Raw genomic sequence first — 13,310 nt, 5'->3', positions numbered from 1 at the left:
GGGGCGGAAGGCCCTAAAGGGCCTTACCCCCGGCCTGGCGGCCGGGGCGCCGCTGACGCGGCGTCAGCCGGGGGGTGCCGCCTACGGCGTCACCGTGCGTGGTGTGGCCTCGGCTGCGCCTCGGCGGGCGGTGGGTGGTTGGGGGAATTCGCCTGCGGCGAATTCGTGGGCGCGACACGCGCCGTTGGGGTGGGGCTCGGGCGTCGCTGCGCTCCGCCATTCCCGGGGCATTATCCCGGGCCTACGGCCCGTCAATCAGTCGGCTTTCGGTCTTATTGGGCCGGTGTTTTCACGGCCCTACGGGCCGGTTTGCTGACAGCCGTTCCAGGGCTGGGCCAGGGGGTGAGCGTTGACGATGTGACGCGGAATTCGGGTAGCGGCCCCTTGCCCCGATCGGGCGGGGTGCCGGCCGGGGCCTGCGGCCCTCGGCGTTGACGATGTGTCGCGGACTTCCGGTAGTAGCCACAACCCCACCCCCGGGGCCCCTCCCCGGTTCCTGCCGGATGGCCGGTCCCGCCTTGCGGTTGCTGGGCTGTCGGCACATCCGCCGTCGCCCGAGCGGGGCCGCGGCCCTCGGGAGGCACCTCCCGGCCACTCGCCCTGCTCGGGCCTCCCCGGCCCCCTGTGGCGGCCCCTCACGAGCGGCCCGGACGGCGGCCCCTGACGGGCCCTCAACCAAGAATCCTGGCCGGGCATCCGAACCGTTTTCGGCGGCGCTTCCCGGAGCGTCGTACAGCTCTATCCTCTACCGGACCGCCAACGGGTGCGGGACGCAAACACACAACCTCGCGGCAACCGCCCGTCCCAGCCCTATCCGGCGACACTCACGGCGGAAACGTGAATTCCCTTCCGCCCTCTTTTGGGTGGCAATCCGAAAGCCCTGCTCGGCGCAGCGGGCAGAAATGCAATTCAGGCACGCCGGAAGGGGCCTACGGCCCTCCATGCCGACGCGGCGACCGCCCTTCCAGGCCGCCCAGAAAATCCCGCACGGCGTCAACCAAGCAATTCCGGGGGCCTCGACACTGAACCGAACGCCGGACCAGGACCGCGGCCAGGACAGACCAGTGCGGGGCGCAGCCGCGCGGGCGGCGGACAGGACACGCCCGGAGGCGGCCGGGACAGCCCCAAGGGACCGGGACGGCCAGGACGACGGCCAGGATCGGCCACCAGGGCCTCCAAGGGCATCCTGGACGGGCGGCCAAGCCGGGCGCAGCGGGACGGCCTGGCGGCCGACCAGGACGACGGCCAAGGCGCGGCAGCGGGCAGTACGAGGTCGGCGGGCCGTGTGACGGCCGGTAGCGTGCCGTCGTGACCTCTCCCGCCATACCCGAGCCGCCATTGCCGACACGCCAGCAGCTGAGAGACCTGCACGACTTCATCGACGGTCAGGCCTACGCCGCTCTCGGCCCCGTCATCCGTATCCCGGGCACCACGCACCCTCTCCGGGACGAACAGCGCGCCGTCGTCAGCAACGCCGTCCAGGCGGTCTTTGCAGCCTCCCAACACCTCTACCAGGCGTTGTGGCACCACCTCGGCCAGGAGCAGCCAGACCAAACCTCCCGCGCCTGTTGGGCTGCCCTCCAGGCCCTCGCCACCCCATGGCGAGACCACCCCGACCTACCCGACCACCTCCGCGCCGTCCTCAACCCACCCACGCCCTGACCAGCCAGCCTCGGGCGGCCAGGAAGGGCGCCAGGGCGGGTGCGGGCAGGGCGGCCGAGCCGGGCGCAGCGGGACGGCCTGGCGGCCGACCAGGACGGCCATCGGCCGTCGTTAGGCTGACGGGGTGACAGGTCTACTGCGGTTCGGCGCGCTGCTGGCGCATCTGTCGGGCCAGCGGGCGCTCGTCCCTGCCACGCTTGCGGCGGTGGCCTGCACCGACCCAGCAGAGCTGCCAGCCGTGCTCGGCGGGCAACCGCCGACCGGACGGCTGCTCAGGGACCTCGCACCGGTCCTCGGCCTGCACGCCGCCGACCTGTTCGTTCTCGCCGGACAGCCGGTGCCCGACGACCTGACGCCGATCACCCGCAACCCGAACTGGTCGATCGACACCGTCGTCTACCACACGATGGTCATGCCCGCCGAGAACCGGCGACGGCTGCTGGACGCGATCCGGGCGCAGCCCCCGGTAGCGCGCGAGGGGCGTGGCGGGGTCGACCGGCCGTACCACCGGTACGAGCCGGGCCTCGGCGCGGTGCTCCTGCAGCTCGCCCACAGCCGGAACCTCACCTGGACGGGCACGGCCAAGGCCCTGTACGCGGTCACCGGCGGGCGGATCTACCTGTCTGCGTCCACCATCGGCGGGATCGGCCGCGGCACCGTCGAAGCAACCCCCGAGCTGGTCGCAGGCTTCGCCGGCGTCCTCGGTATCCCCGCCCCCGACCTCGCGGCGCTCGGCGGCATCCACCTACCCGACGACCTACCGCCCCTCCACTCCCGAGCCGCGGACCTGGCCACGGTCATCTGGGAAGCCCGACGCCTGACCACCACCCAGGTCCAGGACATCGAACTCACCTCCCGCCACCTCGCCGACCGCTGACCCACCACCCCCACCAGACCTCCCAGCCCGGCCGAAACCAAGGGAAGCGAGCGGACCCCGCCAGACAACGGCGGGGCGCAGCGACAAGGGCAGAGCCCGGCCCCACCAAACCGAACATCACCCCCGCCAACCACCGCGCAACCCGGAATCCATACCAGAATTTCAGGCCGCCGCAGAGAACCGCCAGCCAAAAACACCAGCCAGAATTCATGCCCCAATACAGACCGGAAATACACCAACCTACGAACGGGCAGTCGACACATCCCCACCATTGCCCGGCCATCACAAACAGTCACCAAAATCAGCTAGGCTCCGACCGGCGCAGCACCCTCAACAGGTCCAACCAAAGGTCCAGACAATGCGGTGGTCAAGGCCAAAACACGGCCTCAACCACCAACAGGTCACACTCAGCGGCCCTTCGCCGGATAGAGCTTCGCGTGGAGCACACGGTCGTGCCACCACGGATCGCCCGGCGCGGAGAGCAGGGCAGCCACCAGCTCCCGCTTGGTCGGGGCGAGCAGCAGGCCCAAGTCCTTGGCGGCGCGGCCCTGTTCGCACTGCGGGCACTTCCAGCCGGGTCGAGGGCGGCCTTCTCGGTCAGCTCCAGCACCGCGACCTCCTCTTCCTGCCGGTAGAGCCCCGACACGTCCAGCACGGACGCAGCGACGCGTTCGCCGCCCGGGCGGCCTCCAGCTGTCAGCCGGTCGGGCCGAGGCGGCTGAAGGCCCATCGGAGCACTTCCTGGTCGACGCGGGTGCGGCCAGTGCGCTGGAGGGCTGTGTGGGTGTGGGCGGTCAGGCGGGCCCAGTTGCGGAAGTTGCCATGGGCCGCGTGCTGGTCGGCGAAGGCGATGTCGTCGGGGTCCGCTTCGGCCCAGATCGGGTGGTAGAGCGGGATGACGTCCAGGACCTCTTCGGGGGTGAGGCGGGCGAGGCGCTGCCAGATGAAGATCCGGGAGGAGAGCATCGGCTCCTTGCGCAGGGTCTGGTAGCAGCCTTCTCCGCCCACGAAGACGACGGCGAGCTGGGTGTAGGGGTCGTCCCAGAGGTAGCGGATGTATTCCAGTTGGTCGCTGGAGAGCCATTGGGCCTCGTCCAGGACGAGGGTGCGGGGGTGGGCGGCGAGTGCGGTCTTGAGGAGGTGGTCGAACTCGCTGGCGTAGCGCGGGGGCTGGCCCGGCAGGCTGAGGCTGGTGAACAGTTCGTGGCGCACGGCGCGGGTGGTGGGGCGGGCGTGGAAGGTGATGCGGTGGATCTCTTCGCCGGGTTCGAGTTCGCGCAGGCAGCTGGTCACGGCGACGGTCTTGCCGAAGCCTGCGCCGCCGTGGATGCACATCATGGCGCGGGCGGCGATGGTGTCGGCGAGGTTCTCTCGCACGGTGAGCAGCGCGCGGGTGGCCACGAGGCGGGCCTGGGGCAGGGTGACGTACTGGTCGGTGGGTGCGGGTGGCAGGCGGCGGGTCACAGGGCGTCCTGTCCTGATGGGTCGGTCGGCGGGGCCGGGGGGCGGTTCTCACGGTGGCTGGGGTGGGCCAGTCGGCGGGCGGCGGGGCGGGCGGGATCAGGTCCGGCAGGGCCAGCGCGGCGAGGTCGCTCTCGTGGTGGCGGGACAGTTCCCGGGTCGCCTCGGCGGCGGTGGCGGTGTCCAGGCGGTGTGGTGCGGTCGGGGTGGTGGCGGGGGCGAAGCGCTGGTGGCGCAGGTGCTCGGCGGCCTTGGCCTCGGCCCGCAGTCGCTGTGCGCGCTGGGCGCGGGCGCGGCGCAGCGCGCCGAGTTGTTCGCTGGTGGCCTGGTCGGCGAGGTGGGCGGTGCCCAGGCGGCGGCCGGCGGGGTCGCAGATTTCGATCTCGTGGGTGTGGTGGGGCATGAACCGGACCCTGACCTCGCGGCCGGCCTGTCCGGTCATCCAGTCGGCGAGGTAGTCGCGCCTCTTGAAGCGGACGCCGTGGCTGGTGATGACGCGGGTGCGGCCGTCGTCTTCGAGGGTGAAGGACCACAGGTCGGTGGGCGGGATGTCGGTGAGCGGTGTCGGGTCCTGCTGCCAGGCCTGGAGCGGGGTGTGGCCGTTCAGGCCCTTGGGGTGGTGTTCGGTGTTCCACCAGGTGACGAAGGTCAGGACTTCGGCGGTGAAGTCCTCGAAGGGCAGGGCGGGGGCGGTGGGGAGGCGGTCGGGGCGGCGGCGGGGCTGCTTGGTGCGATGGCCGGGCAGGGCGGCGAACAGCATCCGCGTGGCGTTGCGGTTCAGGTTCTCGATGCTGCCCTTCAGGTGGGGGCTGTAGGCGGGCAGGTCGTCCACGGTCGTTCCGAACGCGTCGAAGGCCGCGGTGACGGTGCGGGAGAGGAAGTCCTTGCCGCGGTCGATCCGCACGCTCTCCGGCCGGCCCCCGATAGGGCCGTAGGGGCCAGCGCGCAGCACCGCGGAGCGCAGTGCCGCCAGGATCGAGGCGCGTGAGGGGGTGCCTGGGGTGACCGCGACACCGGTGATCGCTTTGGTTGCGCAGTCGATGAACCAGGTGACGTACGGCCGTACCAGCTGCCCGTCTGCGACGACGCGCAACGGGGCCTGGACGTGGTCGCCCTCCCAGACGTGGTTGCGCCACGTTGGGGGGCGTTTGCCGAACACGTCGAACGCGCGGGCCGCCTCGGGGCCCTTGCGGTACCCGGCCCGCTCCCCCGCCGTCAGGTCCCGGCGCACCGCGCGCAGGAACGTCGCCAGCGACGGCACCCGCTCCAGTACGGGGACAGCCGTCGGTGGCGCGCCGCCCGGAACCGCCGGGCCGGCCGGCCGGGACGCGGATGCCGGTGGGACGGCCTCGCCGGGCGCGGTATCGACGGCGGCCGCGCGGGCGCGGGCGACAAGCTCGCGGTGGACCGCGGAGGCGTTGCCGCGCCAGTAGGCCAGCAGCACCCGGACCTCAGGGGTGACCTCGAACCGGTCGGCACGGCGTGCCCCGGGGGCGTCGGCCGCGGCGGGTGCGGTGGCGGCGTCAGCCAGCACCGCCACACCGTCCGATCCGAGACCTCCAGGCACTGCGCCGTGGTGTGGACGTGCGCACGGGTGAGCCGGCCCTCGGCACGCAAGGCGAGCAGACGGCGCACCGCGGGAGCGCGCAGGGCCTTCAACGACACCGTGTCCAGGGCGGGTTCGGCCTTCTCCGGCGCAGGCGCCGGGACGGCTGCGGTGCTGGCGGGGGTGGGGGTGTTCACCAGGATCCCTTCGCGTGCGTCGACAGGCGGCGCAGCGACGGTTGACGGGGGACGCGGTGACGTCAGCACGGCGACGCAGGAGCAGTAGCGCAGCGGCCAGGGTGGCGGGGTCAGGGGTTGGGGCCGAGACGGGAGCACGCCCTGTCCAGCAGGGCGCGATCGGCACCGGTGCCGAGGCGCTGGTCCAGCGCCGCGTAGGCGTGGGAGGTGATCTTCGCCCAGGTCCGGAAGTTCCCCCGCGCACAGGTCTCGTCCGCATGCAGCAGATCCGCGTCGACCGCGGTGTGCCACAACGGATGGAACAGACGCAGCACAGTAGGGACCTGGGATGCGTCCAGGCGCGGGACGTGCTGCCAGGTCAGCACCCGAGAAGCCAGAGCAGGGGCCCGGGCCAGCGTGCGCTCGGCCCCGGCCCCGCACAACACCAGCGACGTCTGCGTGGTCGGGGCGTCAGCCAGCAGGCGCAGATAGTCGAGCTCGGGAGCGGCGATGCGCTGGACATCGTCGACCAGAAGCACCCCCGGGGGCTTGAAGGCGTCGATGAGCGCACGGTCGGCCGCATCCGTGCGGTTCGTCAGCGCGGTCGCCGGCAGACCGAACGCGGTCAGCAGCGCGGCACGCAGCTGCGGCAGGGCCGGCTTCACCGCCACCTGCGCCAGGCGGACAGGCACACGGCGCGGCAGCGCGCCAAGGGCCCGGTGGACCGCGACCGTCTTGCCCTGCCCCGCGTCCCCGTACACGCAAGCTATCCCCCGCGCGGCGACCGTGTGCCCGATGGCCTCCGTCACCTCGCCCAGCTGGCTTGTCGCGACGACGTGAGCGCCCGGCACATACAACCGCACCCCCAGCGGCACGACCCCAGCAGAACCGTCGGCTGTGATGGCAGGAGCGGGTTCGGCGGCCTGGCCGGCCTCGTCGACCATGCCCGGCAGCGCCAACTCGGCCAGCGCCCGGTCATACACCGCCGACTCCACCCGGCCACGCCCAGGCCGAACTCCCTGCAGAACACGGCCGGCTTGCTGTTCCCGGCGCACCGCCCGGTGCAACGTCCCCAACGACGGCACCAGCCCCGCGGACTTCTGTCCAGGGTCACGCACGGCCTGTTCGCTCAGCTCCCGGTGCAGCGCCGCCACGTTCCCGCCCAACTCGGAAAGCCGGAACCAGAACTCGTCCGTGACCGCGAAGGCGCCACGGCGCGCAACCGGCTCCAGACGACCCGACCGCCGGGCAATAGCCAGCCAGTTCCACACCGTCCGCACCGACACCCCGGCCGACTCGGCAGCGATCCGCGCGTGCACCGACGACAACTTCCCCGTCGCGTCCACGTCGAGCAAGCGCCGTACCACCACCTGCCGCGTCAGCGCCCGCTCCCGCGACCGGGACGCCGACGGCACCACATCGGCCGCGGATACCGGAGAAGTCTCCGGCAGGGAATCGGGCGGTGGAGGCAGGGCATCGGCGGTCATGAACACCAGCCCACTCCCCCACCACGGCCACGTGCACAGGAATGAGCAACCCCATGTCAGCCAACCACCACGTGTGATAGGCGCAACTCGCGGATCATGGCAGCAGATTGGTCACTTCATGACAGCAACAACCAGCGAGACCATCAAGCAGAAGCCCAGCCCAGCAGTCCCCTGCCCTTGGCAAGCCCGTTGCCGCCCAACCCGCTGACACCACCCCGCCCACTCACAGGTTCAGGCTAGTGGGGGCGTTCGTTGTTTACTCCCAGAACTGCCACCTGTTGCTCGCGCTGCATGGGAGGGTACGGACGGCGGTTCCACTTCCCGGGAGAACGGAAAGGCACCTCCCCGTGGCAACATTCTTGAGCACCCACCCACCATCCCACTTCTCTTCAGACCACCTTTGGTACAGGTTGTTCTCCGTGGGGTCATCACACTTGCCGACGTAGACACTGCCTCGTGCATTGCTGTCCAGGCAGAAAGTTGCCTGGCTTCCGTTGGAGTACTCAATCCAATTGGTGTCGCTCAGCTGTAGGTCGTACCACAGCTTGTCGCTCCCACAGGGCGTCGTCGTGGCGTAGGAGGTGTGCTCGTCGGAATCAAGGCACTTACCAGTCATCTTGTTCCGCCAGTTGATAGCACCACCATCGGCTGACGCCGGACTGGCCACGGCTAAGCCGATGGCAGGTACGACGGCAGCTGCCACGACGAGACGAAGGAATTTCGACTTACTCATAATGATCACTTTCCTTCTGTTATTCATGATGCGCGAATAGAACAAAAGAATCAGGGCTTGACAGCCACTACCGCTTGACATGACCTTGCATCAGTGTCGGTCAGCTGCCTTGAAGGAATACCCACTTCCGTCCGCGCGGCCTGCACCGCGAAGGTGCCCGGCATGACGGCTGGGCCGCCTCCCCTTCTGCCTGTTCTTGACGCCTTCCGGCACCACAGATCATGCCGCGCACGCCAGAGAGCGAACCAGTCATAGCTGTCACTACTGGGGCCGGGACAAATGTCACAGTCGACGTCAGTCCGAGTTCACCGAAAAGGCCGGCAGGGCGCAGCAGGTCGACCAGGACGGTGCCGAGGACGGCAGCCGCGACCAGCCGTTCCTTGATGACACGCGCGAGGCATCCCCGGCACTGACCAGGACAGCAGCGGCACCGGGCAGGACGACGGCGAGCAGCACGCCGACGAGCAGAACGGGCCCGACGCAGCACGGCCAGGACCACCACCGAGGCCTCGCCCGGACCCCAACCGGACCACGGGGGATCACGCCTATCCACCCACGTCACAGGCCGCGACAGCACCCCCCGCGACAGGGCACGCGACAGCCGGGCGCGACAGCCCCGGGACAGCGGTCGCCCAGGCCGGCGCCCGGACGGCGGCGAGGACGGCGGCCTGACGGCCGCCAAGGCGGCGGCGAGGCAGCCTGCTGGGCCGGCCGCGGGGGCGCAGCCGACCCCGGCTCCATGCCACCCGCGAGGCATCCCCGACGACGTCCACCAGGACGGCGCCAAGACAGCCCCGGCCACCAGCTCGCCGGGCGCAGCGAGGCGCAGCACGACAGCGGCCGGGACCGCGCCGAGGACGGGCGGCCAGGACAGCGGCCACGCCACCGGACGTCCCTTGATGACTCGCGCGAGCCACCCCCACCAGGCCGACGGACAGCGGCGCCCGGACGGCGGCGAGCAGCACGACACCGAGCAGGACACCGACCAGGCCCACGACGACCGCACCCCGACCGCACTCGGACGGCGCCGGTCGGTCACCGATGGCCTGCCGGAAGGGAAGCTACCTACTGAGGGATGTAGAAACTGACTCCATCGGGAAAGGCGCGCTTGAGGTAGTACGACCTGTCGCCGTTCGACAGGGAGTCGATGGCTCCTCCCTTGCAGTCAGGACCGGCGTGGACCCTGATCGTGGTGTTCAGCCGGTTGTCGATGTACACCGCGTTGTCGAGGGCGTGGGGGGTTGAGACGGCCTTGTAGCAGCCTGCGGTCGGATTGGTGTAGGTGCGGTCCGGATCCCAGTAAGCGCAGCCCTTCTGGATGTCACCCCCTCGGTTCGGAGGGAAGCAGTGGCCGGCGCCGGTCTGGACGGTTCCGGTGGCAGCCTGGGCGCTGGTCGGTGTTAGGACGACCAGACTTGTCGCAGCGGCCACAGCGCTCAAAAGCAGACGCATCATCGAGCTCCTGGGTGAGGGGGATGGGTCTGTCCAGATCCCAGCGCACGGCATACGTCCCGCCCCGGAAGTAACTCGTTCGTGGGCGTTGCTTTTCACGCCAGCGTGAGCACGGTCGCGGAACCGGGTGTCGGTGTGCGGGAGCCAGCCGGCTTCCAACTGACTCCCACGACCAGGAGCAGCGACCCAAGCGACCCGCACAGCCGGCCAGGACCGGCGGCCGCCCGGACGGCGGCCCGCACGGCGGCCACACGCCGCTTGATGACTCGCGCGAGCCATCCCCCGGGGCGGCGCCGGCACAGCCGCGAGCAGCAGGCTGGCCCCGACGCTGCTCGGTAGGTCAGTGTCGGACTCCGGCCTCCGTCCACGCGGCCGTGAGCTGGTGGTAGGCGTCGATGACGGCTTTGCCCTGTTCTTCGCCCAGGACCACGGCTGTGGCCACCACCTTGACCGCCGGCAGGTCGAGCATCAGCACCGCCACCACCTTCTCCAGGTCGGCGGCGACCTGCTCCACCGTGCGGGCCGGCGTGACCAGGTCGGTGCACAGGAGCTCCAGGAACTCGCGCACCACGTCCGTGCCCGGCTCACCAGCCACCGTGCGGCGCAGCACCAGCTGCACGTCCCACAGGGCCTCCAGCTTCCAGGCCGGCAACGTGTGCAGCACCACCTGACCGGCACGGCCGTCCTCGGGAACGGACTCGGCCAGGGTCTCGACGACCAGGCCCGCGGTCCGGTAGGTGTCGGCGGTCAGCAGGTAGCGGTTGTCGTCCCGGTACGGGTTCGCCGCCGCGGCCACCGCGAGCATCTGCAGCACCTCATCACCGAGGTAGGCAACATCCCGGACCCAGCCCGGATCCCCGGGAAGCACACAGACACGATCCGGGCCCACCCCACGCACACTCTTCACCACCACAGCCTCCCAGCACGCCAAGACCACGCGCAGCAGTCAGCGGAACACGCCCCAACCCCAGCCCGGGCCGCACGCGGCTGACCCGCCCGTAGCCGTGGCCACTCCCGGACGACGGCAAGCCCCGGACACCGAGCCAGCGGGCCCCCGAAGAAGCCGCCGATCTCGGCCCTGACAAGATCACCACCCGGTGCGCGTCACACCCCATTGCCCGTGACGCGCACCACCCCGGGGCACGGAAAACACCGGCCGGAAACCCCCGAAAACCCCCGCCGAAAACACCCGGGAAACCACCGGAAAGCAATCCCGGAAACCCGCCCAAACAACCCGTCAAAACCCCACCCCCCACACCCCACCCCCAGCCGCATGGCATGCCCACGACGAACACACACAGCAACCAAACCAGGCACCGCCCCACACGGCGAAACAGGCGGAACCCAACACCCGACCCACCCGACAATGGTCCAACCAAAGCCAGGCAAAACCCCCAAAACGCACCAAACACACCAAGTGAACCCACCACAGGTCACGCCCACCTTCTCGTTCGGGTGAAGGGCGGCCGCCACGCCCAGGGCATGCCGTCGCCCCCGCTGGAGGAGCGATGGGATGGAGCAGCGCTCCAACAATCCCGGCAAGAGCCCCCTACAGACGGGAGACCAAACTGATCGTTCGCATCATGGGCGAGGGTCAAGTGAAGCTGGCCGACTCGCACTTCGCCGAGCTGAACGCTCTTGATGACGAGCTGCTGGCGGAGATGGAGAGTGGTGACGAAGAAGGGTTCAGGAGGTGCCTGGGCGCCCTCCTGGACGCCGTGCGCCGCCTCGGGGAACCCCTGCCCGACGACGCCCTGGAGCCCTCCGAACTCATCCTGCCCAGCCCGGACGCGACCATGGACGAGGTCAAAGACATGCTCAGCGACGACGGCCTCATCCCCGGCTGACCCAACAGACTGACGCCGCCCGCTCCAAGCTCACACCCGACGGCCCTTCGCCGGGTAGAGCTTGGCGTGCAGCAGCCGGTCCTCCCACCACGGGTCATCCGGGGGTGGAGACCAGCGCGGCCATCTGCTCGCGCTTGGTCGGGACGGGCAGCATTAGCGGGCCCAAGTCCTTTGTAGCGCGGTCCTATTCACACTGCTGGCACTCCAGCCGGTCCATGGTGGCCTTCTCCCGCAGCTCCAGCTTCGAGTCCTCCTTCCCCCCGATCGAGCCCCGGCACGTCCAGCACGGGCGCAGCGCGGCGTTGGCCGGGCGGGCAGCCTCCAGCTGTTCTTCGGCCTCCCGTTCCAGGCGGTCCTCGCGGTCCTGGTGGCAGGTCCAGCAGCGGCTGCCGGGTTGGCGGGTCCACTCGACCTGTCCCTGGCTGCCGTACTCCCAGGTGCTCTCCTCCTCGGGAACGTCGCCGCAGTCGATGCAGACCAGGGAGTCCATCAGCTCCTGGTGAGCCTTGTGCTCCTCGTCCTCGCGGGCGGCCTGGCGCAGGTCGTAGGCGGCCCGGTTGTTCGGGTTCTCCAGCGCCTCGATGAGGGAGTGCCGGCCCGAGCGGCCGAAGCGCCACCACACCGGCCCAAGCGAGCCCGCGGGCGGCCAGCAGCTCCAGGGTGGTCGGGGTGCTGGGCGAGGGCGGCGTGCAGCGTCGCGCCGGCCTCATCACCTCCCCCGGCATGCGATGAAAAGGGCGCCTTACCCGGACACGTCCTGGTTCAGATTACGAATCACCCGGGCCGGATTGCCCAAAGCCAGCACGCCGGGCGGCAGGTCCCTGGTGACCACCGATCCCGCGCCGACCACCGTGTTGTCACCGATGGTCACGCCAGGGCAGACAATCACCCCGCCGGCCAGCCACACGTTGTCGCCGATCGTGATCGGCAACGCCTTCGACCACCCGGCCCGCCGCCGCTGCGCATCCAGCTCATGAGTCGGGGTCAGCAACTGCACATTCGGCCCGATGCGAACATGCGCGCCGATGCTGATGGGGGCGACGTCCAGGAACACGGCCGCGAAGTTGACGAACGTACCCGGTCCGATACGGATGTTGTACCCGTAGTCGCAGTGGAACGGCGCTCGGATCCTGACGAGTTCGCCGACCGAGCCCAGCAACTGTTCAAGAATCGCCTGCCGTTCGTCCACGCCCATGGCCGCGTTGTACGCCGCGCACAACTCCTCCCGCCGCAACATGTCGGCGTCCAACTCGTCCAGTTCAGGGTAGTCGGGCAGGTACCAGTCACCAGTTGAGATGCGCAGTTCGTTCTCGTCCACAAAGCTCCTTCCCACTGCAGGCTTTACGGGAGCTTGCCCACGGGGAGAGCCAATCGCACCAGGATGAAGGGCACGCAGGCGCGGACGGCCGCCCCGGCCCGAGGTGGGCCGGGACGGCCGGGGTGCGGGACGGGGTCAGACGGTGACGGTCTCAGCACACCGGTGGAGCGCGTCCAAAAGGGCGGTCTGCTGGTCGGTCAGCTTGCCGTCGATGCGGGCCTTGTCCTGCTTGCGCCGCCCACCCGGCAGCAGGAACTCGGTCTCGGTCGACCAGGACCGTACCGTGCCCGCCCCGCCCGCGGCCCAGGGCGCGCTACCGCCCGCACGAACGCGGCGATCGTCTCGTTCACCGCCATCGCATGCTGGGCCCCCGAGGGGCCCGCGCCCGCGGCCCGGGCGCCGTGTATTTCGTTGATCCGGCGGACGGTGCCATCGTCGGCAGCCCCGCGCATGTCAAGTTCGGCCTCGGAGGCATGGAGCTGCGACCGGCTGGCGACATGACACCGGGCACCGGCCACCACTGCCTGCTCATCGACGGCAGGCCCGTCCCGAAGGGGGAGGTCGTGCCCGTCGGCGATCGGTCGCTCTCCTTCGGCAAGGCTCAGACGGAGACCGATGTGAGCCTTCCTGCGGGTCGGCACACCCTCACCCTGCAGTTCACCGACGGGGCGAACCGGTCCTACGGCCCGGAACTCAGCCAGACGATCACGGTCGACGTCCGCTAACGGGTGCAAAGGCCCGGGTCGGGCGG

The 13,310-nt window shown here is 70.2% G+C and carries 11 protein-coding genes and 1 pseudogene; 3 read left to right on the top strand and 9 right to left on the bottom strand.

All coding sequences use genetic code 11. The features are described from left to right. Positions 1 to 1,786: 1,786 nt before the first annotated feature. On the top strand, positions 1,787 to 2,539 hold the full coding sequence (locus tag ACZ6Z8_RS13450) for a hypothetical protein (RefSeq protein WP_465609144.1): 753 nt from the start codon (positions 1,787 to 1,789) through the stop codon (positions 2,537 to 2,539). A gap of 407 nt (positions 2,540 to 2,946) precedes the next feature. Here the strand turns inward: ACZ6Z8_RS13450 and ACZ6Z8_RS13445 are convergent, their stop codons facing one another. The 7 genes and pseudogenes from ACZ6Z8_RS13445 to ACZ6Z8_RS13415 form a co-directional block, all read right to left on the bottom strand. Then, positions 2,947 to 3,069 carry a hypothetical protein gene (locus tag ACZ6Z8_RS13445; RefSeq protein WP_465609142.1) on the bottom strand — a complete coding sequence of 41 codons (123 nt, stop codon included), beginning with the start codon at positions 3,067 to 3,069 and terminating at the stop codon, positions 2,947 to 2,949. 166 nt (positions 3,070 to 3,235) lie between these two features. Beyond that, the gene (locus tag ACZ6Z8_RS13440) at positions 3,236 to 4,003 is read right to left on the bottom strand and encodes an AAA family ATPase (RefSeq protein ID WP_465609140.1); all 768 of its coding nucleotides are present in this window, start codon (positions 4,001 to 4,003) and stop codon (positions 3,236 to 3,238) included. 406 nt (positions 4,004 to 4,409) lie between these two features. Next, positions 4,410 to 4,760, bottom strand: a pseudogene (locus ACZ6Z8_RS13435) (Mu transposase C-terminal domain-containing protein); the annotation flags it as partial. A gap of 1,093 nt (positions 4,761 to 5,853) precedes the next feature. Then, on the bottom strand, positions 5,854 to 7,209 hold the full coding sequence (locus ACZ6Z8_RS13430) for an AAA family ATPase (protein ID WP_465609168.1): 1,356 nt from the start codon (positions 7,207 to 7,209) through the stop codon (positions 5,854 to 5,856). A gap of 256 nt (positions 7,210 to 7,465) precedes the next feature. After that, the gene (locus tag ACZ6Z8_RS13425; protein WP_465609166.1) at positions 7,466 to 7,825 is read right to left on the bottom strand and encodes a ricin-type beta-trefoil lectin domain protein; all 360 of its coding nucleotides are present in this window, start codon (positions 7,823 to 7,825) and stop codon (positions 7,466 to 7,468) included. 1,182 nt (positions 7,826 to 9,007) lie between these two features. Further along, positions 9,008 to 9,397: a hypothetical protein gene (locus tag ACZ6Z8_RS13420; protein WP_465609138.1), complete on the bottom strand. Its 390-nt coding sequence runs from the start codon at positions 9,395 to 9,397 to the stop codon at positions 9,008 to 9,010. A 337-nt stretch (positions 9,398 to 9,734) separates the two neighbouring features. Further along, a complete protein-coding gene (locus ACZ6Z8_RS13415) occupies positions 9,735 to 10,208 on the bottom strand; it encodes a hypothetical protein (protein ID WP_465609137.1) in 474 nt (157 codons plus the stop codon). 754 nt (positions 10,209 to 10,962) lie between these two features. On the opposite strand from ACZ6Z8_RS13415, the gene pspAA reads away from it, so the two are divergent. Beyond that, positions 10,963 to 11,241 (top strand): PspA-associated protein PspAA, encoded by a 279-nt coding sequence (pspAA, locus tag ACZ6Z8_RS13410; RefSeq protein ID WP_465609164.1) that lies wholly within the window; start codon positions 10,963 to 10,965, stop codon positions 11,239 to 11,241. Positions 11,242 to 11,425: 184 nt separating this feature from the next. Here the strand turns inward: pspAA and ACZ6Z8_RS13405 are convergent, their stop codons facing one another. Both ACZ6Z8_RS13405 and ACZ6Z8_RS13400 read right to left on the bottom strand, forming a co-directional pair. Then, positions 11,426 to 11,863, bottom strand: coding sequence for a hypothetical protein (locus ACZ6Z8_RS13405; protein ID WP_465609135.1), 438 nt, complete (start codon positions 11,861 to 11,863; stop codon positions 11,426 to 11,428). Between the two features lie 120 nt (positions 11,864 to 11,983). Further along, on the bottom strand, positions 11,984 to 12,559 hold the full coding sequence (locus tag ACZ6Z8_RS13400; protein ID WP_465609134.1) for a sugar O-acetyltransferase: 576 nt from the start codon (positions 12,557 to 12,559) through the stop codon (positions 11,984 to 11,986). A 359-nt stretch (positions 12,560 to 12,918) separates the two neighbouring features. On the opposite strand from ACZ6Z8_RS13400, the gene ACZ6Z8_RS13395 reads away from it, so the two are divergent. Beyond that, positions 12,919 to 13,284: a DUF4399 domain-containing protein gene (locus tag ACZ6Z8_RS13395; protein WP_465609132.1), complete on the top strand. Its 366-nt coding sequence runs from the start codon at positions 12,919 to 12,921 to the stop codon at positions 13,282 to 13,284. Positions 13,285 to 13,310 lie beyond the last annotated feature (26 nt).

The sequence above is a fragment of the Kitasatospora sp. NPDC101108 genome, from assembly GCF_055584725.1.
The sequence above is the reverse complement of the archived record's forward strand: the minus strand, read 5'-3'. Positions and strand labels throughout refer to the sequence as shown.